The organism is Pandoraea morbifera (genome assembly GCF_902459575.1).
GTDB lineage: Bacteria > Pseudomonadota > Gammaproteobacteria > Burkholderiales > Burkholderiaceae > Pandoraea > Pandoraea morbifera.
This window is the reverse complement of record NZ_CABPSD010000012.1, coordinates 69,029-95,872: the sequence shown is the minus strand read 5'-3', so window position 1 is coordinate 95,872 and position 26,844 is coordinate 69,029. Positions and strand designations below refer to the sequence as shown.

The 26,844-nt window shown below is 60.9% G+C and carries 39 protein-coding genes; 36 read left to right on the top strand and 3 right to left on the bottom strand.

The genetic code is table 11. The annotated features are described in order from the left end of the window. Positions 1–50: 50 nt before the first annotated feature. Positions 51–842, top strand: a complete 792-nt coding sequence (locus PMO31116_RS18665; RefSeq protein WP_150567999.1) for an AraC family transcriptional regulator — start codon at positions 51–53, stop codon at positions 840–842. On the opposite strand, the gene PMO31116_RS18660 is transcribed toward PMO31116_RS18665, so the two are convergent. Next, complete coding sequence (locus PMO31116_RS18660; RefSeq protein ID WP_150567998.1) at positions 790–1,512, bottom strand: HAD family hydrolase; 723 nt, start codon at positions 1,510–1,512, stop codon at positions 790–792. The genes PMO31116_RS18665 and PMO31116_RS18660 overlap by 53 nt on opposite strands. A gap of 366 nt (positions 1,513–1,878) precedes the next feature. Beyond that, positions 1,879–3,273 carry an aminotransferase-like domain-containing protein gene (locus PMO31116_RS18655; RefSeq protein WP_150567997.1) on the bottom strand — a complete coding sequence of 465 codons (1,395 nt, stop codon included), beginning with the start codon at positions 3,271–3,273 and terminating at the stop codon, positions 1,879–1,881. Between the two features lie 430 nt (positions 3,274–3,703). Between PMO31116_RS18655 and rpsL the strand changes: the two genes are divergently transcribed. The 35 genes from rpsL (at position 3,704) to dsbD (ending at position 25,421) form a co-directional block, all read left to right on the top strand. Further along, positions 3,704–4,078 (top strand): 30S ribosomal protein S12, encoded by a 375-nt coding sequence (gene rpsL, locus PMO31116_RS18650; protein WP_010804142.1) that lies wholly within the window; start codon positions 3,704–3,706, stop codon positions 4,076–4,078. A gap of 126 nt (positions 4,079–4,204) precedes the next feature. Next, a complete protein-coding gene (gene rpsG, locus PMO31116_RS18645) occupies positions 4,205–4,675 on the top strand; it encodes a 30S ribosomal protein S7 (RefSeq protein WP_023593821.1) in 471 nt (156 codons plus the stop codon). Positions 4,676–4,792: 117 nt separating this feature from the next. Beyond that, the gene (gene fusA, locus PMO31116_RS18640; RefSeq protein ID WP_023593822.1) at positions 4,793–6,895 is read left to right on the top strand and encodes an elongation factor G; all 2,103 of its coding nucleotides are present in this window, start codon (positions 4,793–4,795) and stop codon (positions 6,893–6,895) included. Positions 6,896–6,978: 83 nt separating this feature from the next. After that, positions 6,979–8,187, top strand: a complete 1,209-nt coding sequence (gene tuf, locus PMO31116_RS18635) for an elongation factor Tu (RefSeq protein WP_141572600.1) — start codon at positions 6,979–6,981, stop codon at positions 8,185–8,187. 119 nt (positions 8,188–8,306) lie between these two features. Next, positions 8,307–8,618, top strand: coding sequence for a 30S ribosomal protein S10 (gene rpsJ / locus PMO31116_RS18630; RefSeq protein ID WP_010804138.1), 312 nt, complete (start codon positions 8,307–8,309; stop codon positions 8,616–8,618). Positions 8,619–8,823: 205 nt separating this feature from the next. Next, on the top strand, positions 8,824–9,480 hold the full coding sequence (gene rplC / locus PMO31116_RS18625) for a 50S ribosomal protein L3 (RefSeq protein ID WP_150567996.1): 657 nt from the start codon (positions 8,824–8,826) through the stop codon (positions 9,478–9,480). 2 nt (positions 9,481–9,482) lie between these two features. Further along, a complete protein-coding gene (gene rplD, locus PMO31116_RS18620) occupies positions 9,483–10,103 on the top strand; it encodes a 50S ribosomal protein L4 (protein ID WP_010804136.1) in 621 nt (206 codons plus the stop codon). Next, positions 10,100–10,414 (top strand): 50S ribosomal protein L23, encoded by a 315-nt coding sequence (gene rplW, locus PMO31116_RS18615; protein WP_010804135.1) that lies wholly within the window; start codon positions 10,100–10,102, stop codon positions 10,412–10,414. Before rplD ends, rplW begins: the two co-directional genes overlap by 4 nt. A gap of 2 nt (positions 10,415–10,416) precedes the next feature. Next, a complete protein-coding gene (gene rplB / locus PMO31116_RS18610; protein ID WP_023593825.1) occupies positions 10,417–11,247 on the top strand; it encodes a 50S ribosomal protein L2 in 831 nt (276 codons plus the stop codon). Positions 11,248–11,260: 13 nt separating this feature from the next. Further along, positions 11,261–11,536, top strand: a complete 276-nt coding sequence (rpsS, locus tag PMO31116_RS18605) for a 30S ribosomal protein S19 (protein WP_010804133.1) — start codon at positions 11,261–11,263, stop codon at positions 11,534–11,536. A 10-nt stretch (positions 11,537–11,546) separates the two neighbouring features. After that, positions 11,547–11,876: a 50S ribosomal protein L22 gene (gene rplV / locus PMO31116_RS18600; RefSeq protein ID WP_023593826.1), complete on the top strand. Its 330-nt coding sequence runs from the start codon at positions 11,547–11,549 to the stop codon at positions 11,874–11,876. Between the two features lie 9 nt (positions 11,877–11,885). Beyond that, complete coding sequence (rpsC, locus tag PMO31116_RS18595; protein ID WP_023593827.1) at positions 11,886–12,689, top strand: 30S ribosomal protein S3; 804 nt, start codon at positions 11,886–11,888, stop codon at positions 12,687–12,689. A gap of 2 nt (positions 12,690–12,691) precedes the next feature. After that, complete coding sequence (rplP, locus tag PMO31116_RS18590) at positions 12,692–13,108, top strand: 50S ribosomal protein L16 (protein ID WP_010804130.1); 417 nt, start codon at positions 12,692–12,694, stop codon at positions 13,106–13,108. 14 nt (positions 13,109–13,122) lie between these two features. Further along, positions 13,123–13,317, top strand: a complete 195-nt coding sequence (gene rpmC / locus PMO31116_RS18585) for a 50S ribosomal protein L29 (RefSeq protein WP_010804129.1) — start codon at positions 13,123–13,125, stop codon at positions 13,315–13,317. Next, on the top strand, positions 13,314–13,586 hold the full coding sequence (gene rpsQ / locus PMO31116_RS18580) for a 30S ribosomal protein S17 (protein WP_010804128.1): 273 nt from the start codon (positions 13,314–13,316) through the stop codon (positions 13,584–13,586). Before rpmC ends, rpsQ begins: the two co-directional genes overlap by 4 nt. Positions 13,587–13,851: 265 nt before the next feature. Further along, a complete protein-coding gene (gene rplN, locus PMO31116_RS18575; RefSeq protein WP_010804127.1) occupies positions 13,852–14,220 on the top strand; it encodes a 50S ribosomal protein L14 in 369 nt (122 codons plus the stop codon). Between the two features lie 11 nt (positions 14,221–14,231). Further along, complete coding sequence (gene rplX, locus PMO31116_RS18570) at positions 14,232–14,540, top strand: 50S ribosomal protein L24 (RefSeq protein ID WP_150567995.1); 309 nt, start codon at positions 14,232–14,234, stop codon at positions 14,538–14,540. 19 nt (positions 14,541–14,559) lie between these two features. Further along, positions 14,560–15,099: a 50S ribosomal protein L5 gene (rplE, locus tag PMO31116_RS18565; RefSeq protein ID WP_023593829.1), complete on the top strand. Its 540-nt coding sequence runs from the start codon at positions 14,560–14,562 to the stop codon at positions 15,097–15,099. Between the two features lie 7 nt (positions 15,100–15,106). Beyond that, positions 15,107–15,412, top strand: a complete 306-nt coding sequence (rpsN, locus tag PMO31116_RS18560; protein ID WP_023593830.1) for a 30S ribosomal protein S14 — start codon at positions 15,107–15,109, stop codon at positions 15,410–15,412. Positions 15,413–15,425: 13 nt separating this feature from the next. Further along, positions 15,426–15,821: a 30S ribosomal protein S8 gene (rpsH, locus tag PMO31116_RS18555; RefSeq protein ID WP_010804123.1), complete on the top strand. Its 396-nt coding sequence runs from the start codon at positions 15,426–15,428 to the stop codon at positions 15,819–15,821. Positions 15,822–15,836: 15 nt separating this feature from the next. Next, positions 15,837–16,370 carry a 50S ribosomal protein L6 gene (gene rplF / locus PMO31116_RS18550; RefSeq protein ID WP_023593831.1) on the top strand — a complete coding sequence of 178 codons (534 nt, stop codon included), beginning with the start codon at positions 15,837–15,839 and terminating at the stop codon, positions 16,368–16,370. A gap of 11 nt (positions 16,371–16,381) precedes the next feature. Beyond that, complete coding sequence (rplR, locus tag PMO31116_RS18545) at positions 16,382–16,747, top strand: 50S ribosomal protein L18 (protein ID WP_010804121.1); 366 nt, start codon at positions 16,382–16,384, stop codon at positions 16,745–16,747. 13 nt (positions 16,748–16,760) lie between these two features. Further along, positions 16,761–17,279 carry a 30S ribosomal protein S5 gene (rpsE, locus tag PMO31116_RS18540; RefSeq protein ID WP_010804120.1) on the top strand — a complete coding sequence of 173 codons (519 nt, stop codon included), beginning with the start codon at positions 16,761–16,763 and terminating at the stop codon, positions 17,277–17,279. A gap of 11 nt (positions 17,280–17,290) precedes the next feature. Continuing rightward, positions 17,291–17,473, top strand: a complete 183-nt coding sequence (rpmD, locus tag PMO31116_RS18535; RefSeq protein ID WP_023593832.1) for a 50S ribosomal protein L30 — start codon at positions 17,291–17,293, stop codon at positions 17,471–17,473. 11 nt (positions 17,474–17,484) lie between these two features. After that, complete coding sequence (rplO, locus tag PMO31116_RS18530) at positions 17,485–17,919, top strand: 50S ribosomal protein L15 (RefSeq protein WP_023593833.1); 435 nt, start codon at positions 17,485–17,487, stop codon at positions 17,917–17,919. 23 nt (positions 17,920–17,942) lie between these two features. Further along, positions 17,943–19,280 (top strand): preprotein translocase subunit SecY, encoded by a 1,338-nt coding sequence (gene secY / locus PMO31116_RS18525; RefSeq protein WP_023593834.1) that lies wholly within the window; start codon positions 17,943–17,945, stop codon positions 19,278–19,280. Between the two features lie 9 nt (positions 19,281–19,289). Beyond that, a complete protein-coding gene (infA, locus tag PMO31116_RS18520) occupies positions 19,290–19,508 on the top strand; it encodes a translation initiation factor IF-1 (protein ID WP_010804116.1) in 219 nt (72 codons plus the stop codon). Between the two features lie 19 nt (positions 19,509–19,527). Beyond that, on the top strand, positions 19,528–19,644 hold the full coding sequence (gene rpmJ, locus PMO31116_RS18515; RefSeq protein WP_010804115.1) for a 50S ribosomal protein L36: 117 nt from the start codon (positions 19,528–19,530) through the stop codon (positions 19,642–19,644). 35 nt (positions 19,645–19,679) lie between these two features. After that, complete coding sequence (gene rpsM, locus PMO31116_RS18510; RefSeq protein ID WP_023593835.1) at positions 19,680–20,045, top strand: 30S ribosomal protein S13; 366 nt, start codon at positions 19,680–19,682, stop codon at positions 20,043–20,045. A gap of 17 nt (positions 20,046–20,062) precedes the next feature. Next, entirely contained in the window at positions 20,063–20,467 is a 405-nt protein-coding gene (rpsK, locus tag PMO31116_RS18505; RefSeq protein WP_010804113.1) for a 30S ribosomal protein S11, read from the top strand. A 152-nt stretch (positions 20,468–20,619) separates the two neighbouring features. Beyond that, complete coding sequence (rpsD, locus tag PMO31116_RS18500) at positions 20,620–21,243, top strand: 30S ribosomal protein S4 (protein WP_023593836.1); 624 nt, start codon at positions 20,620–20,622, stop codon at positions 21,241–21,243. Between the two features lie 105 nt (positions 21,244–21,348). Further along, positions 21,349–22,326: a DNA-directed RNA polymerase subunit alpha gene (locus tag PMO31116_RS18495; RefSeq protein ID WP_023593837.1), complete on the top strand. Its 978-nt coding sequence runs from the start codon at positions 21,349–21,351 to the stop codon at positions 22,324–22,326. 155 nt (positions 22,327–22,481) lie between these two features. After that, positions 22,482–22,874, top strand: a complete 393-nt coding sequence (gene rplQ, locus PMO31116_RS18490) for a 50S ribosomal protein L17 (RefSeq protein WP_023593838.1) — start codon at positions 22,482–22,484, stop codon at positions 22,872–22,874. A gap of 194 nt (positions 22,875–23,068) precedes the next feature. Then, positions 23,069–23,401, top strand: coding sequence for a divalent-cation tolerance protein CutA (gene cutA / locus PMO31116_RS18485; protein WP_150567994.1), 333 nt, complete (start codon positions 23,069–23,071; stop codon positions 23,399–23,401). Next, complete coding sequence (dsbD, locus tag PMO31116_RS18480) at positions 23,394–25,421, top strand: protein-disulfide reductase DsbD (protein ID WP_246185372.1); 2,028 nt, start codon at positions 23,394–23,396, stop codon at positions 25,419–25,421. Before cutA ends, dsbD begins: the two co-directional genes overlap by 8 nt. 170 nt (positions 25,422–25,591) lie before the next feature. Here dsbD and hemB read toward each other — a convergent pair whose 3' ends face one another. Continuing rightward, positions 25,592–26,590 (bottom strand): porphobilinogen synthase, encoded by a 999-nt coding sequence (gene hemB / locus PMO31116_RS18475; protein ID WP_150567993.1) that lies wholly within the window; start codon positions 26,588–26,590, stop codon positions 25,592–25,594. Positions 26,591–26,844 lie beyond the last annotated feature (254 nt).

Genomic DNA, 26,844 nt, shown 5'->3' with positions numbered 1-26,844 from the left:
TGACATCGCCAAAAACGTCCCAAAACTACGCCTTTCAAGGCCTGGTGCCGATGCCGATCAATAGTGCGGTACCCCTGGCGTTTCAGGGCACTGACCGCCCCGTCGGCGCGCTGGCGAAGGATTACCCGGATGGGCATGTCGTGCGTCCGCACACTCACCGGCGCGCACAACTGATGTACGCGAGCGCCGGCATTCTCGAAGTGCGCACGGATGCATCGTTCTGGGTCATTCCGCCGCAACGCGCGTTGTGGATTCCGAGGGATGTCACGCATGAAGTGCGCATGCGGGGCAAGGTCGAAATGCGCACTATCTACGTCGACGCGGAGCGATGCGGGTTTCGCTCACCCGAAGCCCCCGTCATGATTCGCGTATCCGCGCTGCTGCGGGAGCTGATCCTGCGCGCGATGACGCTCGGAGAAAACTGGTCGCCCGATGGCCGGGATGGCCTGGTCATGGCGCTGCTGCTCGCGGAGATCGAGTGGAAGAGCGATTCGCCCCTGCACCTCCAGGTGCCCCGCGACGCGCGACTGCGCAAAATCTTCGACACCTATCTGAGCACGCCGGCCGACCCGCGCAGCCTCCAGGACTGGGCGGCCGAGGTCGGTGCGTCGAGCCGCACGCTGGAGCGCCGGTTCATCACGGAGTTCGGTTTGCCGTTCCGGGAGTGGCGTCAGCACATGCGACTGCTCGGCGCGTTGCCATTGCTGGGGGCCGGACGGCCCATCACCCAGGTGGCGCTCGAAGTCGGCTATGAAACGCCGAGCGCCCTCTCCACCATGTTCCGCCGCTTCATGGGCGTGACGCCAAGCGACTACCTGACGCGCGTCCGCGACCCGGGCTGAGCCAGTGCATGGCATCCCACATGTCGTCGTAGACGGGCACGCCCTCGGCGTAAAGCGGCGAGCGCGCCCGCTTCGAGCCAATGCCGACGAAGTCGATGCCTAGCGCGCGCGCGACCTTCAGATCCCACATTCCGTCGCCAATGGACACGATGGCGCGCGGCTGCGTGATGCCGTAGCCCACCTGCGCCCGTTTGATCGCCTCGGCGACGAGCTGCTCGCGCGAGCTGTATTCGGACGCCGTGATGAGCATCGCGTCCGTGTAGTCGATGGCGACGGAACGCAGCTTGCGATGGCTGACCTGCCGGATGCCGCCCGTGGCGAACACCACGCCCCAGCGCGAGCGATGTGCGGCCTCGACGAACGCGCGAGCGCCGGGAATTTCGGCCAGGCCGTGGGCATTGAGCAGCGCCGTGAAGCGTTCGTCGATCTCATGTTCGAAGCGCGCCAGATCGTGCGGCTGCGGCAGGGCACGGCCATGCTCGACGTGGGCGTGAATCAGAATGCCGGTATCGGTGTGATGGGGGTAGCTGCCCCAGTCGGTGTTCAGATCCTCGAATTCCAGCGACTCCATGGCGCCGAGCAGCGCGCGTTGATGAATGCGCACGGAATCGGTCAAAGTGCCATCGACATCGAGCACCAGAATGCTGTCTTTTTCGAAACTCGCCTGCATGGCTGATAGTGGAAGCGTGTCAGGGCGGGGCGGCCGCCGAATTTTGGGAGTGTACGAATTCGCCGCGACGAATAAAACGCGTCGGGTGACATCGGATACGCCGGATGCGACAGACCGCCCTGCCGGATTTGATAGCTTGATCTCGATCATGCCTGAAGATGGCCGCAAAGCCATCACCGACACGATATGCCACATACGTTACCCGAAACGCGTGTGGGCTTGCGAGCGGAGTTTCAGGGCGCGCCGCGGCCGATACGGCGGTGCCCACGCCGAAGGGCGTGTCGGTCGCGGCGGCTGACGCCGCAGGGGAGGGCGGCCGCTATCGGACGCTCGGTACGCTCGGTACCCTCGGCATCCTCCGGTTCGTCAGACGACCGCCGCCCGCAGGCTTGGCGGCGCTTCATGCAGCAGGGCCCGCAGGCGCATGAGCGCGCTGCCGAGACGCTCGGGATCGCGCACCCCGCCGAGCGAGATCCGGATGGCATTGGGGCCGTCGGGCAACAGACAAAAGGCGTCGGCCGGGGTAACCGCCAGCCCCTCGGCGCGCGCGGCGATCGTCAGCTCCCGAGCGGTCCACGCCGTGGGCAGCGTGTGCCACCGATGGATGCCGTGCGTCGGCGCGCTCGCGGCGTCACCCAGAATTTCCGCGGCGATCGCCTGGCGCTGGGCGGCGGCTTCCTTCACGCCCTCGAGAATACGGTCGGCCATGCCGTTGTGAATCCACTGCGTCGCGAGCCCCGTCATCAAAGGAGGCGCCATCAGGGCGAAGGAGTGCAGGGTATTGAGGAAGACGTCGCGATGTCGGGCGTCGGCCAGCCGGACGTAAGCGGTGCGCAACCCCGGCGTGAGACATTTCGACAGCGTGGCCACGTAGTGCACGCGATGCGGTGCGAGACGCGCGAGCGGGGGCGGCGCCCCGGGCGCGAGTCGCCAGTAGGGATCGTCCTCGATGAACGTCAGGTCGAGCGCCTCGGCGACGTCGAGCAGCGCTCGCCGGCGGCGCTCGGGCATGGTGCGGGCCGTCGGGTTTTGCAGCGTCGGGTTCAGGTAGACGAGCCGGGCGCGATGCTCGCGCGCCGCCTCGCGCAGGGCGTCGGGGAGCATGCCGTGGTCGTCGGTTGCCACGCCAGCGAGCCGGCGACCGAGCGATTGCGCCGCACCGCGCAATCCCGGATAGACGATCGGCTCGCACAACACGGTTTCATCGCGCGCCGTCGCGGCAAGCAGCAGCGCCGCGAGCGTGGCCTGGGCGCCCGGACAGACGAGGACGTCCGAAGGCGCCAGTGTGCCCAGCATCGGCGCGAGCCACAGCGCGCCAGCCTGGCGGTCCGCCATGCCGCCTTCGCCCAGTTGATACGCCATGAGCATCGAAGCATCGGTGTGACGCAAGACCTCATCGATGCCCTTTTGCAACATCTCGCCGAGAAACAGACCGGCCGGCGCGGGCGGAATGTTCATTCCCAGATCGAGCACCTGGTCGATCGCGATGCGCGGGGTGCTCACGAAGGTGCCCAGCGGCCCGCGACCCTCGATGGCGTGCCGGTCGCGCGCCCGGTTGTAGGCGCGCGTGACCGTGGTGAAATCGATCCCGAGCCATGACGCGAGCTCGCGCTGCGCCGGTAACCGGTCGCCGGGTCGCAGGCGGCCATCGGCCACCGACTGTTCGATGAAACTGGCCAGACGCAGGTAACGTGGCCCCTTTCCCGTGCTCAGTGCGGGTTTCCAGAAGGTGGCGCGCAGCGTGTCGTGAGAGGCGTCCATGGCGATGTCTGGGTTATGTATGGAAAATACCGTGAAAATTTTCGATTCCTGCAGTTTAGTTTGCATACATGCGGGTCGCAAGGCTTGCATTCGCGAGGGCTGACCGCATCTCGCGACAGGGCCGGAGTGGCCCACGCATCGCCCCGGGCGTTGCCGGTCCTGCCGACGGGGATCGAGCGACGTCTCAAGAGCCGTTAACAATCAACGACTTACGGGGCGATTCTCTGTGCTTCTGCATTGACACTTGCAATGGTCCCATGTATAGTCGCAGGCTCCGGTTTTTCCGGCGGTATGCTCGTGTCCAATGCAAAATGCTTATGCATCAAGGGTTTGGATGCGGTCAATCCGCAAGGATCATCGGGGATTTGCAGTGAAGTTGCATGAGGGTCCGCCTTGGCTTTCATGCTTTTGACACATTTAGGAAATCACAATGCCAACGATTAACCAATTGGTCCGCAAGCCGCGCACCTCTGCTCAGATCAAGAGCAAGAGCCCGGCCCTGCAGGACTGCCCGCAGCGTCGCGGCGTGTGCACCCGTGTGTACACCACGACGCCGAAGAAGCCGAACTCCGCACTGCGTAAGGTTGCCAAGGTGCGCCTGACGAACGGTTTCGAAGTCATCTCGTACATCGGCGGTGAAGGCCACAACCTGCAGGAACACTCGGTCGTGCTGATTCGCGGCGGTCGTGTGAAGGACTTGCCGGGTGTGCGTTACCACATGGTGCGCGGTAGCCTCGACACGCAAGGCGTCAAGGACCGTAAGCAAGCCCGTTCGAAGTACGGCGCGAAGCGTCCGAAGGCCTAAGCGGCTGAGCGGATATACGTTCGGTGATGGTGGTACATCGTCACTGAGTAAGTGGTCACTCGGCCAGGTGCTGGCTAGTAGGTGGCCTGGAGCGAAGCTCCAACTGAATCAATCAAGGAAGAAATCATGCCGCGTCGTCGCGAAGTCCCCAAGCGCGAAGTGTTGCCCGATCCGAAGTTCGGCAACGTTGAAGTCGCTAAATTCATGAACGTGCTCATGCTTGCCGGCAAGAAGTCGGTTGCGGAGCGCATCGTTTATGGTGCTTTCGAGCAGATCCAAACCAAGGCGGGCAAGGATCCGCTGGAAGTCTTCAACACCGCTCTCGGCAACGTGAAGCCGGTGGTTGAAGTCAAGAGCCGCCGCGTTGGCGGTGCAAACTATCAGGTTCCGGTCGAAGTGCGTCCGTCGCGTCGTATGGCATTGGCGATGCGTTGGTTGCGTGAGGCCGCGAAAAAGCGTAGCGAGAAGTCGATGGCCCTGCGCCTGGCAGGTGAGCTGATCGAGGCCTCGGAAGGCCGTGGCGGCGCCATGAAGAAGCGTGACGAAGTTCACCGCATGGCCGAAGCCAACAAGGCATTCTCGCACTTCCGCTTCTGACGCTGGCAAGCAGTACCTAGAGCAGAAACCGGGGCGGGTGCGCATGAGAAATTGCGCCTCGCCCGTTTGTGTTAGTAGCCCCCTCAAAAATGGCGGCTACATTGAAAGAGGCTTAAAGTGGCTCGTACAACCCCTATCGAGCGCTACCGCAACATCGGTATTAGCGCTCACATCGACGCAGGTAAGACCACGACGACCGAGCGCATTTTGTTCTACACCGGTGTGAACCACAAGATCGGTGAAGTGCACGATGGCGCCGCGACGATGGACTGGATGGAGCAGGAACAAGAGCGCGGCATCACGATCACGTCGGCTGCCACGACCTGCTTCTGGTCCGGCATGGCGAACAACTACCAAAAGCACCGCATCAACATCATCGACACCCCGGGTCACGTCGACTTCACGATTGAAGTCGAGCGCTCGATGCGCGTTCTCGATGGCGCGTGCATGGTTTACTGTGCCGTGGGTGGCGTGCAGCCCCAGTCGGAAACCGTTTGGCGTCAGGCCAACAAGTACGGCGTGCCGCGTCTGGCGTTCGTCAACAAGATGGACCGTACCGGCGCGAACTTCTTCAAGGTCTATGACCAGCTGAAGAACCGCCTGAAGGCCAACCCGGTGCCGGTGGTGGTGCCGATCGGCGCCGAAGAAAACTTCAAGGGCGTGGTCGACCTCATCAAGATGAAGGCGATCATTTGGGACGAAGCGTCGCAAGGCATGAAGTTCGACTACGTCGACATTCCGGCCGAGCTGCAAGCGGAAGCCCAGAAGTGGCGCGAAAGCATGGTCGAGGCCGCTGCCGAGTCGAGCGAAGAGATGATGAACAAGTACCTCGAAGAGGGCGACCTCCCCGAGGCTGACATCATCGAAGGTATTCGTCTGCGTACCATTGCATGCGAAATCCAGCCGATGCTGTGCGGTACCGCGTTCAAGAACAAGGGTGTGCAGCGTATGCTGGACGCCGTGATCGACTTCCTGCCGTCGCCGGTCGACATTCCGCCGGTCAAGGGCACGGACGACAAGGAACAGCCGGCCGAGCGCAAGGCGTCGGACGACGAGAAGTTCTCGTCGCTGGCGTTCAAGATCATGACGGACCCGTTCGTCGGCCAGCTGATCTTCTTCCGCGTCTATTCGGGCGTCGTGAACAAGGGCGACACGCTGCTGAACTCGGTCAAGGGCAAGAAGGAACGCCTGGGCCGTATCGTGCAGATGCACGCCAACCAGCGTGAAGAAATCGACGAAGTGCGCGCTGGCGACATCGCCGCTGCCGTCGGCCTGAAGGACGCGACCACGGGTGACACGCTGTGCGATCCGAGCGCCCCGATCGTGCTCGAGCGCATGGTGTTCCCGGAGCCGGTGATTTCGCAGGCTGTCGAACCGAAGACCAAGGCCGACCAGGAAAAGATGGGCCTCGCCCTGAACCGCCTGGCGCAGGAAGATCCGTCGTTCCGTGTGCATACCGATGAAGAATCGGGTCAGACCATCATTTCGGGTATGGGCGAGCTCCACCTCGAAATTCTGGTCGATCGCATGAAGCGCGAATTCGGCGTGGAAGCCAACATCGGCGCACCGCAGGTTGCCTACCGCGAAACCATTCGCAAGTCGGCCGTGGACGTCGAAGGCAAGTTCGTCAAGCAGTCGGGCGGTCGCGGCCAGTTCGGCCACGCCGTCATTACGCTTGAACCGAGCGAGCAGGGCGCTGGTTACAAGTTCCTCGACGAGATCAAGGGCGGTGTCATTCCGCGTGAATACATCCCGGCCGTTGACAAGGGTATCCAGGATACCCTCAAGAGCGGTGTTCTCGCCGGCTTCCCGGTGGTCGACGTCACGGTTCACCTGACGTTCGGTTCGTACCACGATGTGGACTCGAACGAAAACGCGTTCCGCATGGCCGGTTCGATGGCTTTCAAGGAAGCCATGCGTCGCGCCAACCCGGTCATTCTCGAGCCGATGATGGCCGTGGAAGTGGAAACGCCGGAAGACTACATGGGCAACGTGATGGGTGACCTGTCGAGCCGTCGTGGCATCGTGCAGGGCATGGACGACATGGTGGGTGGCGGCAAGATCGTGCGCGCCGAAGTGCCGCTGTCGGAAATGTTCGGCTACTCGACGTCGCTGCGTTCGCTCACGCAGGGTCGCGCCACGTACTCGATGGAGTTCAAGCACTACGCTGAAGCTCCGAAGAACGTGAGCGAAGCCATCATCAGCAACAAGAACAAGTAATTGAATTGTCAGGTGTCTGCATCGGGTGATGCAGCACCTTACGCATTGTTTAAATCGTCTATTCAGTATCTGAGGATTCGGAAATGGCAAAGGAAAAATTCGAGCGGACCAAGCCGCACGTGAACGTTGGCACCATCGGTCACGTTGACCACGGCAAGACCACCCTGACGGCCGCTATCGCAACGGTTCTGTCGTCGAAGTTCGGCGGCGAAGCCAAGAAGTACGACGAAATCGACGCGGCGCCGGAAGAAAAGGCACGCGGTATTACCATCAACACCGCGCACATCGAGTACGAAACGGCTAACCGCCACTACGCACACGTTGACTGCCCGGGCCACGCCGACTACGTCAAGAACATGATTACCGGTGCTGCCCAGATGGACGGCGCTATCCTGGTTTGCTCGGCTGCCGACGGCCCGATGCCGCAAACGCGCGAGCACATCCTGCTGGCCCGTCAGGTCGGCGTGCCGTACATCATCGTGTTCCTGAACAAGTGCGACATGGTCGACGACGCCGAGCTGCTCGAGCTGGTCGAAATGGAAGTTCGCGAACTCCTGTCGAAGTACGACTTCCCGGGCGACGATCTGCCGATCATCAAGGGTTCGGCCAAGCTCGCGCTGGAAGGCGACAAGGGCGAACTCGGCGAAGTGGCCATCATGAACCTGGCCGACGCCCTCGATACGTACATCCCGACGCCGGAGCGCGCCATCGACAAGCCGTTCCTGATGCCGGTGGAAGACGTGTTCTCGATCTCGGGTCGCGGTACGGTTGTGACCGGTCGCGTCGAGTCGGGCATCATCAAGGTCGGCGAAGAAATCGAAATCGTCGGTATCAAGATGGATGGCGGCAAGCCGCAAATCGACAAGACGACCTGCACGGGCGTGGAAATGTTCCGCAAGCTGCTCGACCAGGGTCAGGCTGGCGACAACGTCGGTATCCTGCTGCGCGGCACGAAGCGTGAAGACGTGCAGCGCGGTCAGGTGCTGGCCAAGCCGGGCTCGATCAAGCCGCACATGCACTTCACGGGCGAAGTATACGTTCTGTCGAAGGATGAAGGTGGTCGTCACACCCCGTTCTTCAACAACTACCGTCCGCAGTTCTACTTCCGTACCACGGACGTGACGGGCTCGATCGTTCTGCCGGCCGACAAGGAAATGGTCATGCCGGGCGACAACGTGTCGATCGAAGTCAAGCTGATCGCCCCGATCGCCATGGACGAAGGTCTGCGTTTCGCAATCCGCGAAGGTGGCCGTACCGTCGGCGCCGGCGTGGTTGCCAAGATCCTCGACTAATTCGCGGATTCGATGAGACGGGTGCCGGTTCGCCGGCGCCCGTTTCAGGAAAGTCTGTTTGCTCTTTGTGATGTACCCGGCACCCGAACGAGGGCTGCCACGCTCTTTGGAGAATTTCCATGCAGAACCAGAAGATCCGCATTCGCCTGAAGGCTTTCGACTACCGCCTGATCGACCAGTCGGCCGCCGAAATCGTTGAGACCGCCAAGCGCACCGGCGCCATCGTCAAGGGCCCGGTGCCCCTGCCGACGCGCATCGAGCGTTTCGACATCCTGCGTTCGCCGCACGTCAACAAGACGTCGCGCGACCAGCTCGAGATCCGCACGCACCAGCGCCTGATGGACATCGTCGATCCGACCGACAAGACGGTCGACGCGCTGATGAAGCTCGACCTGCCGGCTGGTGTCGACGTCGAAATCAAGCTGCAGTAAGGCTTGCGAGCGACTTTGCTCTTGAAAGCCCCGCCAATGCTGAACCGGCGGGGCTTTTGTTATGCGATTTAGCAACACTTGTCAAGCGATAAAGGCTCGTCTATAATGGCGGGCTCAAGTGTAGTTTTGAAAAGATGGCCCACGTCCGTGGACCATCCTTTTGTCATTTAGCCCCGGCCAATCGCAGTCGGGAATGGAGAAAATCATGAGCCTTGGCCTTGCCGGTCGCAAGGTTGGCATGACGCGTATTTTCACGGAAGACGGTGATTCGATCCCCGTTACCGTGATCGATGTGTCTAACAACCGTGTGACGCAAATCAAGACGGATGAAACGGACGGCTACACCGCCGTTCAAGTCACTTTCGGTAAGCGTCGCGCCACGCGCGTGACCAAAGCCGCCGCTGGCCACTTCGCGAAAGCGGGTGTCGAAGCCGGTGAAATCCTCAAAGAGTTCCGCGTTGACGCCGCCAAAGCTGCAGAGCTGAAGGTGGGCGACGTTGTGAACACCGATCTGTTCCAGGTGGGCCAGAAGGTCGACGTGCAAGGCGTGTCGATCGGTAAGGGCTACGCCGGTACCATCAAGCGTTACAACTTCGGTTCGGGCCGCGCATCGCACGGTAACTCGCGTTCGCACAACGTTCCGGGTTCGATCGGTATGGCGCAGGATCCGGGTCGTGTGTTCCCGGGTAAGCGCATGACGGGTCACCTGGGTGACGTCACGACCACGGTGCAGAATCTCGTGATCGCGCGTATTGACGCTGAACGTGGCCTGATCTTCGTTAAGGGTGCCATTCCTGGTGCCAACGAAGGCAAGGTTTTCGTGACCTCGGCTGTCAAGGCCAAACTCGCGAAGGGAGCGTAACAATGGAACTGAAGCTCCTGAATGAGCAAGGTCAGGAAGGCGCTGCTGTCAACGCGTCGGACGTCGTGTTCGGCCGTGACTACAACGAAGCGCTGATCCATCAGGTCGTGGTGGCTTACCAAGCCAACGCCCGTAGCGGCAATCGTGCGCAGAAAGACCGTGAACAGGTCAAGCACACGACGAAGAAGCCGTGGCGTCAGAAGGGTACGGGCCGTGCTCGTGCCGGTATGTCGTCGAGCCCGCTGTGGCGCGGCGGTGGCCGTATCTTCCCGAATTCGCCGGAAGAGAACTTCACCCACAAGGTCAACAAGAAGATGTACCGCGCCGGTGTGTGCTCGATTCTGTCGCAGCTCGCCCGTGAAGGTCGTCTGTCGGTCGTCGAGGACATCAAGCTGGATGCTCCGAAGACCAAACTGCTCGCTGAAAAGATCAAGGCCATGGGTCTTGAGTCGGTGCTGCTGATCACGGATAGCGTGGACGAGAACCTGTTCCTGGCCTCGCGCAATCTGGCTCACGTTGCCGTCACCGAGCCGCGTTTCGCCGACCCCCTGTCGCTCATCTACTTCAAGAAGGTGCTGCTGACGAAGGGCGCGATCGCCAAGATTGAGGAGATGCTGTCATGAGCGACGTGCGTAAAAACGACCATCGTCTGTACCAGGTCCTGCTCGCGCCGGTGATCTCCGAAAAGGCGACGCTGGTGGCTGACAAGAACGAACAAGTGGTGTTCCAAGTTGCACGCGACGCGAACAAGCAAGAAGTGAAGGCTGCGGTTGAGCTTCTCTTCAAGGTTGAAGTCGAGTCGGTGCAGATCCTGAACCGCAAGGGCAAGCAAAAGCGCTTTGGCCGCTTCATGGGTCGTCGCGACCACGAGAAGAAGGCCTACGTCAGCCTGAAGCCGGGTCAGGAAATCAATTTTGAAGCGGAGGCCAAGTAATCATGGCACTCGTCAAAACGAAACCGACGTCGCCGGGCCGCCGTTCGCTGGTCAAGGTCGTCAACAAGGATCTGCACAAGGGCAAGCCGTTCGCCCCGCTGCTGGATACCAAGAGCAAGACCGCTGGCCGTAACAACAACGGTCACATCACCACCCGTCACATGGGTGGCGGTCACAAGCAGCACTACCGTATCGTCGATTTCCGTCGCAACAAGGACGGCATCACGGCGAAGGTCGAGCGCCTGGAATACGATCCGAACCGCAGCGCGAACATCGCCCTGCTGTGCTACGCCGATGGCGAGCGTCGTTACATCCTTGCACCGAAGGGCATGACCGTCGGCCAGCAAGTGGTGAGCGGCTCGGAAGCGCCGATCAAGGCTGGCAACACGCTGCCGATCCGCAACATTCCGGTCGGTACGACGATTCACGGCATCGAGCTGCAACCGGGTAAGGGTGCGCAGATCGCGCGCGCTGCCGGTACGTCCGCAATGCTGCTGGCTCGCGAAGGCACGTACGCTCAAGTGCGTCTGCGTTCGGGTGAAGTCCGTCGCGTGCACATCGAGTGCCGCGCCACCATCGGTGAAGTCGGTAACGAAGAGCACAGCCTGCGCCAACTGGGCAAGGCCGGTGCGAAGCGTTGGCGCGGTATTCGCCCGACCGTTCGCGGTGTGGCGATGAACCCGGTGGATCACCCGCACGGTGGTGGTGAAGGTCGTACGGCTGCTGGTCGTCATCCGGTCAGCCCGTGGGGTCAGCATACCAAGGGTAAGCGTACCCGCTCGACCAAGCGCACCGACAGCATGATCGTTCAGCGTCGCGGCAAGAAGCGTTAATTGGAGCTAGCAAATGACTCGTTCTGTTAAAAAAGGTCCGTTTTGCGACGCTCATCTGCTGAAGAAAGTGGAAGCGGCAGCTGCATCGCGTGACAAGAAGCCGATCAAGACCTGGTCGCGTCGTTCGACCGTCCTGCCCGATTTCATCGGCCTGACGATCGCTGTGCACAACGGCCGTCAACACGTGCCGGTGTACGTGACGGAAAACATGGTCGGCCACAAGCTGGGTGAGTTCGCGCTCACCCGTACCTTCAAGGGCCATGCGGCCGACAAGAAGGCGAAGAAATAAGGGGCCGATCATGGAAGTGAAAGCAATTCATCGCGGTGCCCGTATCTCGGCGCAGAAGACGCGTCTGGTCGCTGACCAGATCCGCGGCCTGCCGCTGGAGCGTGCGCTCAATGTCCTGACCTTCTCGCCGAAGAAGGCCGCGGTCATCATCAAGAAGGTGCTCGAGTCGGCAATCGCCAACGCCGAGCACAACGAAGGTGCTGACATCGACGAACTGCGCGTCAAGGGCATTTACGTCGACAAGGCGACCTCGCTCAAGCGTTTCACCGCGCGCGCCAAGGGCCGTGGTAACCGCATCGAGAAGCAAACCTGTCACATCACTGTGACGCTGGGCAACTAAGGGGTCACGATGGGACAGAAAATTCATCCGACTGGCTTCCGTCTGGCTGTCAGCCGTAACTGGGCTTCGCGTTGGTACGCCAACAACCAGAATTTCGCGCAAATGCTGAAGGAAGACATCGGCGTTCGCGAATATCTGAAGAAGAAGCTGAAGAACGCTTCGGTCGGCCGCGTGGTCATCGAGCGTCCGGCCAAGAATGCCCGCATCACGATTTTCAGCTCGCGTCCGGGCGTTGTGATCGGCAAGAAGGGCGAGGACATCGAAATCCTCAAGGCTGAGCTGCAAAAGCGCATGGGCGTGCCCGTGCACGTGAACATCGAGGAAATCCGCAAGCCGGAAACCGATGCGCAGCTGATCGCCGATTCGATCGCTCAGCAGCTCGAGCGCCGTATCATGTTCCGTCGCGCAATGAAGCGCGCGATGCAGAACGCGATGCGTCTGGGTGCCCAGGGCATCAAGATCATGAGCGCCGGCCGTCTGAACGGTATCGAAATCGCCCGTACCGAGTGGTACCGCGAAGGCCGTGTGCCCCTGCACACCCTGCGCGCCGACATCGACTACGCAACCTCGGAAGCGAAGACGACCTACGGCATCATCGGTATCAAGGTGTGGGTGTACAAGGGTGACACGCTGGGCCGCAACGACGCTCCGGTGGCTGAAGAGCCGGCGGAAGAAAAGCGTCCGCGCCGCAACGCGCGTCCGGGCGACCGCCGCCCCCGTCGTGACGATGCTGGCGACAAGGCCGGCGCGAAGCGCGGTGGTGCACGCCGCCCGGCTGGCAAGCCTGAAGGCGACGCCAAGACTGGAGAATAATCATGCTGCAACCGAAACGCAGAAAGTATCGCAAAGAGCAGAAGGGCCGTAACACTGGCGTCGCCACCCGTGGCAACGAAGTGTCGTTCGGCGAATTCGGCCTGAAGGCGGTCGGTCGTGGTCGTCTGACGGCTCGTCAAATCGAAGCCGCGCGTCGCGCCATGACTCGCCACATCAAGCGCGGTGGCCGTATCTGGATCCGTATCTTCCCGGACAAGCCGATCTCGCAAAAGCCGGCAGAAGTGCGTATGGGTAACGGTAAGGGTAACCCGGAGTACTACGTCGCCGAGATTCAACCGGGCAAGATGCTGTACGAAATGGACGGTGTGGATGAAGCGCTGGCGCGCGAGGCGTTCCGCCTGGCTGCAGCCAAGCTGCCGATTCAGACGACGTTCTTCGTGCGTCGCCTTGGCGCCTGAAGGGAGAATTTGAAATGAAAGCATCCGAACTTCGTGCCAAGGATGTCGACGGCCTGAACAAGGAACTGTCGGATCTGTTGAAGGCCCAATTCGGTCTTCGCATGCAAGCGGGCACCCAACAGCTGAGCAACACCAGCCAGCTGAAGAAGGTGCGCAAGGACATCGCGCGTGTGCGTACCGTGTTGACTGAGAAGGCGAGCCAGAAATGAACGATACCGCTAAGACCTCGCTGAAGCGTACCCTGGTGGGTAAGGTTGTCAGCGACAAGATGGACAAGACGGTTACCGTGCTGGTCGAGCGTCAAATGAAGCACCCGCTCTACGGCAAGTACATCGTGCGTTCGAAGAAGTACCACGCGCACGACGAGACCAACCAGTACAAGGAAGGCGATACGGTCGAGATTCAGGAATCCCGCCCGCTGTCGAAGACCAAGGCCTGGACGGTTTCCCGTCTCGTGGAAGCTGCCCGCATCATCTAAGGCACGCTGAAGCGAAGGCTTGACTTGCAAGTCCGGAATTATCATTGTATAATTCCGGACTTTCCGCTTCTTTCGCCAAAACCGGTCTTTGGTTTCGCAAGGAAGTGGATGGCTTCCGAGGCCGATTCGTATCCTCTGCGAGTCTGGTTGAGGTAGCAAAGTTGTCCACTTTTGAACGACTCAACCCAAACGGCACCCTTTGGTGCTGACGGGGACCAAGACTGACCGACATGTATGTGTCGGATTAAGTTGGGAAGATAACACCATGATTCAAACTGAAACCCGGCTCGAAGTAGCCGACAACACCGGTGCGCGCGAAGTGATGTGCATCAAGGTGCTGGGCGGCTCCAAGCGTCGCTACGCCGGCATTGGCGACATCATCAAGGTCAGCGTGAAGGATGCTGCCCCGCGTGGTCGCGTCAAGAAGGGCGAAATCTACAACGCAGTGGTCGTGCGCACCGCCAAGGGCGTGCGTCGCCAGGACGGCTCGCTGGTCAAATTCGACGGCAACGCCGCCGTGCTGCTCAACACCAAGCTCGAGCCGATCGGCACCCGTATCTTCGGGCCGGTTACGCGTGAACTGCGTACCGAACGCTTCATGAAGATCGTGTCGCTGGCCCCGGAAGTGCTGTAAGGAGCCGACACATGAACAAGATTCGCAAGGGTGACCAGGTCATCGTGCTGACGGGTAAGGACAAGGCCAAGCGTGGCACGGTCCTGGCCGTTGAAGGCGACAAGTTGGTCGTCGAAGGCGTGAACGTTGCCAAGAAGCACGTCAAGCCGAACCCGATGAAGGGCACGCAAGGTGGCGTGGTCGACAAGACGATGCCGATCCACGTTTCGAACGTGGCGCTGGTGGATGCCAATGGCAAGCCGTCGCGCGTGGGCATCAAGGTCGAAGACGGCAAGAAGGTCCGCTTCCTCAAGACGACCGGCGCGGTCGTCGGTGCCTAAGTCGCAGGGAGTATAGATAATGGCCCGTTTGCAAGAATTCTATAAAGACAAGATTGTCGCCGAGCTGACGAAGCAGTTCGGTTACAAGTCTGTCATGGAAGTGCCGCGCATCACCAAGATCACCCTGAACATGGGCCTTGGTCAAGCCGTCGCTGACAAGAAGATCATTGAGCACGCCGTTGGCGACCTGACGAAGATCGCCGGCCAGAAGCCGGTGGTGACGAAGGCTCGCAAGGCTATCGCCGGTTTCAAGATCCGCGAGGGTTACCCGATCGGTACGATGGTGACGCTGCGCGGTGAGCGTATGTTCGAATTCCTGGATCGTTTCATCACCGTGGCCCTGCCGCGCGTGCGTGACTTCCGTGGTATCTCGGGCCGTGCGTTCGATGGTCGTGGCAACTACAACATCGGTGTGAAAGAGCAGATCATTTTCCCCGAAATCGAGTACGACAAAATCGACGCGCTGCGTGGTCTGAACATCAGCATCACCACGACCGCGAAGACTGACGAAGAAGCCAAGGCTCTTCTGTCGGCGTTCAAATTCCCGTTCCGTAACTGAGGTAATCGTGGCTAAACTGGCACTTATCGAACGCGAAAAGAAGCGCGCCCGTCTGGCAGCGAAGTACGCTGACAAGCGTGCTGCCCTCAAAGCGATCATCGAAGACACCAGCAAGTCGGAAGACGAGCGTTATGAAGCACGCCTGGCGCTGCAACAGCTGCCGCGTAACGCCAACCCGACCCGTCAACGCAATCGTTGCGATCTGACCGGCCGTCCGCGCGGTACCTTCCGCAAATTCGGCCTGGCCCGTAACAAGATCCGTGAAATCGCCTTCCGCGGCGAAATCCCGGGCGTGACCAAAGCAAGCTGGTAATAGGAGAAGCACCATGAGCATGAGCGATCCTATCGCCGATATGCTGACTCGCATCCGCAACGCTCAGATGGTTGAGAAGGCATCGGTGAAGATGCCCTCGTCCAAGCTGAAGGTCTCGATCGCCAAGGTCCTCAAGGACGAAGGCTACATCGAAGACTTCGCGGTTGAAGCAGAAGAAACCAAGCCGGTGCTGAACATTGCACTGAAGTACTACGCTGGCCGTCCCGTGATCGAGCGCCTTGAGCGCGTGTCGCGTCCGGGCTTGCGTGTGTACAAGAGCCGCAACGACATTCCGCAGGTCATGAACGGCCTCGGCGTTGCAATCGTCTCGACCCCGAAGGGCGTGATGACCGATCGCAAGGCACGCGCCACCGGCGTGGGCGGCGAAGTCATCTGCTACGTCGCCTAACCGAGGAGAGTTGAAATGTCTCGAGTAGGTAAGAGTCCCATTGCGCTGCCGAAGGGCGTTGAAGCAACGCTGGCTGGCAATGTGCTGACGGTCAAGGGTGCCCTGGGTTCGCTGACCCGCGGCGTGAACGCCCTCGTGAACGTCAAGATCGAAGACGGCACCATCACCTTCGCCCCGGCCGACGAAAGCCGCGAAGCGAATGCGCTGTATGGTACCGAACGTGCACTGGTCAACAATATGGTGACCGGTGTTAGCAAGGGTTTCGAAAAGAAGCTGCAACTCGTTGGCGTGGGTTACCGTGCCAAGGCTGAAGGTAACAACCTGAAGCTCGAGCTGGGTTTCTCGCACGATGTCGTGCATGCCATGCCGGAAGGCGTGAAGGCAGAGACCCCGACGCAGACGGAGATCATCATCAAGGGCGTTGACAAGCAACGCATCGGACAAGTGGCTGCGGAAGTTCGCGGTTACCGTCCGCCCGAGCCCTACAAGGGCAAGGGCGTCCGCTATGCGGACGAGGTGGTGATCCTCAAGGAAACCAAGAAGAAGTAAGGGTGCGAAACATGGACAAGAAACAATCTCGTGTGCGCCGCGCTCGCCAGACTCGTATCAAGCTGGCAGCTCAGAAGGTGCATCGCCTTTCCGTGCATCGCACCAACGTGCACATTTACGCGCAAGTTTTTTCGGAAGACGGCACGCAAGTGCTGGCCAGCGCTTCGACGCTGGAAGCCGAAGTGCGCAAGGAACTGGGCGACAAGGAAGGCAAGGGTGGCAACGCTGCTGCTGCCGCGCTGATCGGCCGTCGTATCGCCGAGAAGGCGAAGGCTGCCGGCATCGAAAGCGTGGCTTTCGACCGCTCGGGCTTCCGCTATCACGGTCGCGTCAAGGCTCTGGCCGACGCTGCCCGTGAAGCCGGCCTCAAGTTCTAAGTAAGGATCCGTCATGGCAAAGATGCAAGCGAAAGTTCAGGCTGACGAACGCGACGACGGCCTTCGCGAGAAGATGATCGCGGTCAACCGTGTCACGAAGGTTGTGAAGGGTGGCCGTATTCTCGGTTTTGCCGCGTTGACCGTGGTTGGTGACGGCGATGGCCGCATCGGCATGGGCAAGGGCAAGGCGAAGGAAGTCCCGGTTGCCGTTCAAAAGGCAATGGAACAAGCCCGCCGCAACATGTTCAAGGTGCCCCTGAAGAACGGCACCCTGCAACACAACGTTCTCGGCCAGCATGGCGCCTCGCGCGTCCTGATGTCGCCGGCGAAGGACGGTACCGGCGTGATCGCCGGTGGCCCGATGCGCGCGGTGTTCGAGGTGATGGGCGTGACCAACGTGGTGACGAAGAGCCTTGGCTCGACGAACCCGTACAACCTGGTCCGCGCCACGCTCGACGGCCTGAAGAAACAATCGACTCCTGCTGACATCGCCGCCAAGCGTGGCAAGTCGGTGGAAGAGATCCTCGGCTAAGGGTGATCAATATGTCGCAGCAAACTGTGAAAGTTAAGCTGGTCAAGAGCCTGATCGGCACGCGCGAAGACCATCGCGCGACCGTGAAGGGTCTGGGCCTGCGTCGCCTCAATTCGGTCAGCGAGTTGCAGGATACGCCCGCTGTGCGGGGCATGATCAACAAGGTCTCGTACCTTGTGAAGATCGTCGACTGAGCGAGGGCAACATGGAATTGAATTCGATTAAGCCGGCAGAAGGCGCCAAGCACGCCAAGCGCCGCGTTGGCCGTGGCATCGGTTCGGGTCTGGGTAAAACCGCCGGCCGTGGTCACAAGGGTCAGAAGTCGCGTTCGGGCGGCTTCCACAAGGTGGGCTTCGAAGGCGGTCAAATGCCGCTGCAACGTCGTCTGCCGAAGCGTGGCTTCAAGTCGCTGACGCGTCGTTTCGTGGGCGAAGTTCGCCTGTCGGACCTGAACAACCTGCCGGTCGACGAAATCGATCTGCTGGTTCTGAAGCAGGCCGGTCTGGTGAGCGAGCTGTCGCTGTCGGCCAAGATCATCGCCTCGGGCGAGATCACCCGCAAGGTCGTTGTGAAGGGTCTGGGCGTCACCAAGGGTGCGCTCACCGCCATTCAAGCGGCCGGCGGTTCGGTCGCAGAGTAAGTTAGGACACCCCGGAGCCAGCATTGGCCAAGTCTCCTAATCTCGCTAAGCCTGGTACTCAGGGCCCGAAGTATGCGGATCTGCGTCGGCGGCTGGTTTTCCTGCTGCTGGCGCTGATTGTCTACCGTATTGGTGCGCATATCCCGGTGCCGGGCATCGACCCCGATCAGCTGGCGCAGTTGTTCCAGCGCCAGTCGGGCGGGATCCTGGGCATGTTCAACATGTTCTCGGGCGGTGCGTTGTCGCGTTTCACGATCTTCGCGCTCGGGATCATGCCGTACATCTCGGCGTCGATCATCATGCAGCTGTTGGCGATGGTTTCGCCACAGTTGGAAGCTTTGCGTAAGGAAGGCCAGGCCGGACAACGCAAGATCACGCAGTACACCCGGTATTTTACGGTGGTGCTCGCGCTCTTCCAGGCAGCGGCGATCGCGGTGACGTTGGAAAGCGAGCCGGGGCTCGTCGTCGATCCGGGCATGCTGTTCCGCCTGACGACGGTGATCACGCTCGTGACCGGCACGATGTTCCTGATGTGGCTGGGTGAGCAAATCACCGAACGCGGGCTCGGTAACGGTATCTCGATCATCATCTTCGGTGGTATCGCGGCCGGTTTGCCGAACGCAGTGGGTGGCTTGTTCGAGCTCGTCAGCACCGGTTCGATCGGCCCGTTCTCGGCGATCGTGATCTGTGCCCTCGTGGTGCTCGTGACGTTCTTCGTCGTGTTCGTCGAACGTGGTCAGCGCAAGATCCTTGTGAACTACGCCAAGCGTCAGGTCGGCAACAAGGTGTACGGTGGTCAGGCTTCCCACCTGCCTCTCAAGCTGAACATGGCAGGCGTGATTCCGCCGATTTTCGCGTCGTCGATCATCCTGTTCCCGGCAACGATCGCGAATTGGTTCGGTGCGGGTGACAACGCGCGCTGGCTCAAGGACATCGCGGCAAAGTTGTCGCCGGGTCAGCCGATCTACGTGATGCTCTACGCACTGGCGATCGTGTTCTTCTGCTTCTTCTACACCGCTCTGGTGTTCAACAGCAAGGAGACCGCGGATAACCTGAAGAAGAGCGGTGCGTTCGTTCCGGGTATTCGTCCGGGCGATCAGACGGCGCGGTATATCGACAAGATCCTCACGCGCCTTACGCTGGCCGGTGCGGCATACGTCACCCTGGTGTGTTTGCTGCCTGAGTTTCTGGTGTTGCGTTGGAACGTCCCGTTCTACTTCGGTGGAACTTCACTGCTGATTATCGTGGTGGTGACGATGGACTTCATGGCGCAAGTGCAGTCGTATGTGATGTCGCAACAGTATGAGTCGCTGCTCCGCAAGGCGAATTTCAAGGGCGGCAATAACATGACGCTTCGCTGATCCGGGATCATGTCGAAAGACGACGTTATTCAAATGCAGGGTGAGGTACTTGAAAACCTCCCCAATGCCACCTTCCGGGTAAAGCTGGAAAATGGCCATGTAGTACTCGGACATATTTCCGGCAAGATGCGGATGCATTACATCCGCATCCTGCCCGGGGATAAGGTGACGGTAGAGTTGACGCCCTACGATCTGTCGCGTGCGCGGATCGTCTTCCGGGCGAAGTGATTAGAGAGAGGGAATTGTCATGAAAGTTTTGGCATCTGTTAAGTGCATCTGCCGCAATTGCAAGTTTGTGAAGCGCAAAGGCGTGCTGCGTGTGATCTGCAGTTCGGATCCGCGTCACAAGCAACGTCAGGGCTAATCGGCCTTTAACGCTATTTAGTTGGGGAATTACGAATGGCTCGTATCGCAGGGGTTAACATCCCGAACCACCAGCACACCGCAATCGGCCTGACGGCTATTTACGGTATCGGCCGTACGCGCGCTCGCCAGATTTGCGACGCCGCCGGCGTGGCTTACTCGAAGAAGGTCAAGGACCTCGACGACGCCGATCTCGAAAAGCTGCGTGACCAAGTCGGCCAACTGACGGTCGAAGGCGACCTGCGCCGTGAAGTGACCATGAGCATCAAGCGCCTGATGGACCTGGGCTGCTATCGTGGTATGCGTCACCGCAAGGGCTTGCCGCTTCGCGGTCAGCGCACCCGTACCAACGCGCGTACCCGCAAGGGCCCGCGTAAGGCCGGCGTCTCGCTGAAGAAGTAACCAGAGGATAGGAACTCATGGCTAAGCAACAGAACAACGCCGCTTCGCAGCGCGTTCGCAAGAAGGTCAAGAAGAGCGTTGCCGAAGGCGTCGTGCACGTCCACGCTTCGTTCAACAACACCATCATCACGATCACCGATCGTCAGGGCAATGCGCTGGCATGGGCGACGTCGGGTGGCCAGGGCTTCAAGGGTTCGCGCAAGTCGACCCCGTTCGCCGCCCAGGTTGCTGCCGAGTCGGCTGGCCGCGTGGCGTTGGAATACGGTGTGAAGAACCTCGAAGTTCGCATCAAGGGCCCGGGCCCGGGTCGCGAATCGGCGGTTCGTGCGCTGAATGCGCTGGGTATCAAGATCACGGCCATCTCGGACGTGACGCCGGTCCCGCACAACGGCTGCCGCCCGCCGAAGCGTCGTCGTATCTAAGACGCTTCAGAAAATCCTGCTATAATCGCGGGTTCGCGCACGGTCAAGGCCGTGCGCGTAGTAATTTCTAAGACCACCGTCCGGTACATTGGTACCGGACTTGCGTAGTGGGCAAAGTCCACTGCGTCAGATTTTGAGATAAAGGAACAACCGTGGCACGTTATATCGGCCCGAAGGCCAAACTCTCCCGCCGTGAAGGTACTGACCTCTTCCTGAAGAGCGCACGTCGCTCGCTCGCCGACAAGTGCAAGCTGGATAGCAAGCCGGGTCAGCATGGCCGCACCTCGGGTGCTCGTACGTCGGATTACGGCAACCAACTGCGCGAAAAGCAGAAGGTCAAGCGTATCTACGGCGTGCTTGAGCGTCAGTTCCGTCGTTATTTCGCGGAAGCCGACCGCGTCAAGGGCAACACGGGTGAAAACCTGCTGCAATTGCTCGAGTCGCGCCTGGACAACGTCGTGTACCGCATGGGCTTTGGCTCGACGCGCGCCGAAGCGCGCCAGCTGGTCGGCCACAAGGCGATCGTGCTGAATGGTGTTGTTGCCAACATCCCGTCGATCAAGGTCAAGGCCGGTGATGTGATCACCGTGCGTGAAAAGGCCAAGAAGCAAGTGCGTATTCAAGAAGCACTGTCGCTGGCTGAGCAAGTCGGTTTCCCGATCTGGGTTTCGGTTGACGCCAAGAAGATGGAAGGCACTTTCAAGGCACTGCCGGAACGTAGCGATATCGCGGGCGACATCAACGAAAGCCTGATCGTCGAATTGTATTCGCGTTAATCCGTATGATGCTGACGCGCCTCACGGCGCGTTTTGCGTTCCGTGCAGGTTGTCACCCATCAGCCTTATCGGTGTAACGAGCCGAGGGTATTGAAAAGGAAACCTATGCAAACCAGTTTGTTGAAGCCCAAGATCATTGCGGTTGAGCCGGTCGGCGAGCATCACGCCAAAGTCGTGATGGAGCCGTTCGAACGTGGCTACGGCCACACCTTGGGCAACGCGCTTCGCCGCGTGCTGTTGTCGTCGATGGTGGGCTACGCGCCGACCGAAGTGACGATCGCCGGCGTTGTGCACGAGTATTCCACCATGGATGGTGTCGAGGAAGATGTCGTCAACTTCCTGCTGAACCTCAAGGGTGTCGTGTTCAAGCTGCATAACCGTGACGAAGTCACCGTTACGCTGCGCAAGGATGGTGAAGGTGTGGTGCGCGCTTCGGATATCGAAGTGCCGCATGATGTGGAACTCATCAACCCCGATCACGTGATCGCGCATCTGGCCAAGGGCGGCAAGCTCGACGTCCAGATCAAGATCGAGAAGGGTCGTGGTTATGTCCCGGGTAACGTTCGCCGTTATGGCGACGAGTCGGCCAAGGTGATCGGTCGTATCGTCCTCGATGCGTCGTTCTCGCCGGTCAAGCGCGTGAGCTATGCGGTCGAATCGGCCCGTGTGGAACAGCGCACGGACCTGGACAAGCTCGTGATGAACATCGAGACCAACGGCGTGGTGTCGCCGGAAGAGGCGATCCGTCAATCGGCCCGCATTCTGGTGGACCAACTGTCGGTGTTCGCTGCGCTGGAAGGCACGGAAGCCGCCAGCGAAGCGCCGTCGCGTGCGCCGCAGATCGATCCGATCCTGCTGCGTCCGGTGGATGACCTCGAGCTGACGGTGCGTTCGGCCAACTGCCTGAAGGCCGAAAACATCTACTACATCGGCGACCTGATCCAGCGTACCGAGAACGAATTGCTCAAGACCCCGAACCTGGGTCGCAAATCGCTCAACGAGATCAAGGAAGTCCTGGCCTCGCGTGGTCTCACGCTGGGCATGAAGCTCGAAAACTGGCCGCCGGCCGGTCTCGAGAAGTAAGTCGTATCGACATGGCCGCCCTCGGGCGGCCGTGTTGCTGCGTAAGTGCGGCGCGTCGGGAGATTCCGATACGGCCGATAGCGAAGGTACCGGCCCGCGGTGATTGTCACCGATAGAAGAGCTAGGTCGAAAACTCTGTTTAAAGGAAAGTTGAAATGCGTCACCGTCATGGTCTGCGTAAACTGAACCGTACCAGCAGCCACCGTCTGGCAATGCTGCGTAACATGTCGAATTCGCTGCTGCAGCACGAAGCGATCAAGACCACGCTGCCGAAGGCCAAGGAACTGCGTAAGGTCGTCGAGCCCCTCATCACCCTCGGTAAGAAGGACACGGTTGCCAACCGTCGTCTGGCGTTCAACCGCCTGCGCGATCGTGAAATGGTCACGAAGCTGTTCAACGAACTCGGCCCGCGTTTCGCCAACCGTCCGGGCGGCTACCTGCGTATCCTGAAGATGGGTTTCCGCGTGGGTGACAATGCCCCGATGGCTTTCGTCGAACTGCTGGATCGTCCGGAAGTCGACACGGAAGCGCCGGAAGTCGCTGAGTAAGCGATTCCCGCAACGGTCCGTTCAGGACCGTCAGCCGTAATAAGAAGCCAGGTCGTCGACCTGGCTTTTTTGCTTTGAGGTGTTGTCCGAAGCCGGGATCGTCCGCTGCCTGAAAACAAGGGGGAGATTGCGCACGCGTCGTGGCGTCGGTGTACAGTGAACAATCCTCACGCTCGAGCTGTCTACCGCACATCATGGATGCCCTACTCATCGTCATGACAACGTTTCCCGACGAGGCCAGCGCGGAAGCTGCCGTCGATGGCATGCTTGCCGCACGATTGGCCGCCTGCGTGCAGCAAATGGCGCCGGTGCATTCGAGCTATCGCTGGCAGGGCAAGCGCGAGACAAGTGTGGAAGTGCCACTGATGATCAAAACGACTGCCGCGCGCTACAGTGCGCTCGAGCAGTACATTCAGGAACACCACCCTTACGACGTACCCGAGATCGTCGCCTGGCCCGCCAGCGCGGCATTGCCGGCATATGCGCGTTGGGTGGAGAGCGAGACGCGGGGGGAGTTGCATGTCTGAGGTTTTGTCGGGGTTCGTAGCGGGGATCGGTCGTGCTCGGCGCGACGCCACAGGTGCGCGTGCGTCGATGCATGGCCGAGCGCTGCCGGGCTGGCGGTTCGGCGTGTTTATATTCGCGCTGCTGCTGACATTGCTGGCCGGGCGCGTCCATGCCGCCGAAGACTTTCTCGATCCGGATGTTGCCTTCAAGGTCTCGAAGACAGAGCAACCCGGGGTGATCGTGCTGCGCTTCGACGTGGCGAAGGGCTATTACCTATACCGCGAGCGGTTCGCCTTCGCCGCGGACGCGCCTGGCGTGACGCTGGGCGCGCCTGAATTTCCGAAGGGAGAGGTCAAGCACGACGAGACCTTCGGCAAGGACATGGAGGTATATCACGAGCCCATCGACGTTCGGATCCCGGTGCGCCAGGCCAATGGACCGTTCACGCTGAACGTCACCATGCAGGGTTGCGCTGACAAGGGGTTGTGTTACCCACCCATGGACAAGCCATTGACGATCTCGGGTACCGCCATTCGCGGTACTCCGGGTGGGCAGGGCGGCGCGGACGCCTCCACTGGTCCGGGCGGCAGCGGTGCGTCGAGGATGGGGCCGGTATCGCAGTCGTTGCTCGGCGGGAATCCGCAGGTGTCGGACAATTCGTCGATCGCGAGCGCGGCGCCGCGAACGCCGGCCGCAGCGACCTCCGGCGGTTGGTTATCGGCCCGTGAGGACTACAGCGAAGCCGAACGCATCCTTTCCGGGGGGAGCTTCGCGCTGGCACTCGGCATATTCTTTTTGTTAGGCGTGGGCCTGGCGTTTACGCCCTGCGTGCTGCCGATGGTGCCGATTCTCCTGTCAATCGTTGCTGGCCAGGAAGCGGGCCGCGGTAAAGCCGTGCGTCTGGCCATTGGCTATGTGCTTGGCATGGCAGTGGTCAATACGGTTATCGGCATAGCGGCCGGCCTCTTGGGGCAGGGGCTGATCGCATTCCTTCAGGCGCCCTGGGTCCTGGCACTGTTCGCGCTGCTGATGGTGGCCCTGTCGTTGTCGATGTTCGGGATGTACGAGATCCAGTTGCCGACGGCGTTGCGTGAGCGTATCGACGATGCCGCTCGCAGGCAGAAGTCGGGGCAGTGGATCGGTGCAGCGATGATGGGTGTCCTGTCCGGACTCATCGTGAGTCCATGCGTGACGGCGCCGCTTGCCGCCGCGCTGGCCTTCATCGCAAAGACAGGCGATGCCGTGTTCGGTGGTGCGACGCTCTTCGCGCTGTCGCTGGGCATGGGGTTGCCACTCGTCATCCTGGCGGGCGGCGGCGGCGCGCTGCTGCCGCGCGCGGGCGCATGGATGGATGGGGTGAAGCGTTTCTTCGGCTTCCTGTTGCTCGGCGTCGCGCTCTGGATCGTCCGCCCACTGCTGCCAACGCCGGTGCTGTTGCTCGCTGCGGGTGTCCTGCTGCTAGTCGCCGCCACGTTCATGCGCGTTTTCGATGGCCTGCCGGATGGCGTTGGTGCCGCGCGGCGTGTGCTCAAGGGGCTGGGCGTGGTGATTGCCCTGCTGGGGGCTGTCGCACTCGTAGGCGCTGCCTCGGGTGCTCGAGATCCGCTGACGCCGCTCGCCGGGTTCACGAGCGCGGCCGTCGGCAACGGGAGCGCGGGGACGCCGCTGCCGGAAGGCGTCGAATTTCGTCGCGTGCGTAGCGTCGCCGAGCTGGATCAGGTAGTGTCGGCTGCCGGGCGTCCGGTCATGTTCGACTTCTACGCCGACTGGTGCATCAGTTGCAAGGAGATGGAGCGCTTTGTCTTCACGGATCCGCGGGTGAAGGCCCGGCTCGATCGCATGGTACTGATCCAGGCGGACGTGACCGCCAATAGCGCCGACGATCAGGCGCTGCTCAAGCGCTTCGGGTTATTTGGACCGCCGGGCATCATCTTCTTCGACGGCAAGGGTGGCGAGGTCGAGGGAACGCGCGTGATCGGCGCGCAGTCTGCCGATCAGTTTCTGAAGAGCCTCGACAAGGCGTTCGGACCTGCCGTCTGAGACGCAGCGCGGCCAGGTGTGTGCCGTCCGGTTGCGACACGTCGCGGTGGTCGTAGCCGGTCGTGGCAGGCCGCAGCAGGTCGGGGCGGTCATACCAAGCCAAAGGCAAGAAAACGGCCAACCCTCACCCGGGGTTGGCTGTTTCCGTATCGCTTCTCGCGCTCCCGGGCTTATGCCTGCGCGCGGATCAAGCGCGCGGCATCGAGTGCGAAATATGTCAGGATGCCGTCGGCGCCGGCGCGCTTGAACGCGAGCAACGACTCCATCATCACCTTGTCGTGGTCTAGCCAACCGTTCTGTGCGGCGGCCTTGAGCATCGCGTATTCGCCGCTTACCTGATAGGCGTAAGTGGGGAAGCGGAACTCGTCTTTCACGCGACGGACGATGTCCAGATAGGGCATGCCCGGTTTGACCATCACCATATCCGCGCCTTCCTCGATATCGAGCGCAACCTCGCGCAGCGCTTCGTCGGAGTTGGCGGGATCCATCTGGTAAGTCATCTTGTTGCCCTTGCCGAGGTTCGATGCCGAACCCACGGCGTCGCGGAACGGGCCGTAGAAGGCCGAGGCGTACTTCGCCGCATAGGCCATGATCCGCGTGTGAATGTGCCCGCCGGCTTCGAGCGCTTCGCGAATGGCACCGATGCGTCCGTCCATCATGTCGGACGGTGCGACGATGTCCACGCCGGCCTCGGCCTGGGTGAGCGCCTGCTTGACGAGGATGCCCGTCGTCACGTCGTTGATCACGTAACCGTTTTCGTCGAGCACGCCGTCCTGACCGTGGCTGGTGTATGGGTCCAGCGCGACGTCGGTCAGCACGCCCAGGTCCGGGAAGCGTCGCTTGAGTTCGCGCACGGCGCGCGGGATCAGGCCATCGGGATTCGTGGCCTCAATGCCGTCGGGAGTCTTGAGCGAGGCTTCGACATTCGGGAAAAGCGAAATGACCGGCACGCCGAGCGTTACGCATGTATCCGCCACACGCAGCAGCTCATCGACCGAAACGCGTTCGACACCGGGCATGGAGTCGACCGCCTCGCGGCGGTTCTCGCCGTCGAGCACGAACACCGGATAGATGAGGTCGTCGCAAGTGAGGCGGTTTTCGCGCATCAGGCGGCGCGAGAAGTCATCGCGTCGCATGCGGCGCGGGCGAAGCAAGGGGTAGGAACTCATGCGATCGGTCCTTTGGACGAAAGAATGGCGCGCCGAAAATTTGCGGAAATCGCTCGTGTCGACGTGCCTCGACAACGCAGTGTCGTTGCGACGGGCTCAACGATTCCGTAAGCGGGAAGGCGCGCAAAAAAAGGCGCCTGCCGGGAAACTTTCGAACGCATGGTATATCATACCAACCGGATGTCCGCACTGCGTGTGGCGTCCCCCGCTTCTCCTCCCTGAGCGGGCGCCTGTCGTTCTACGATTAGGCTTAT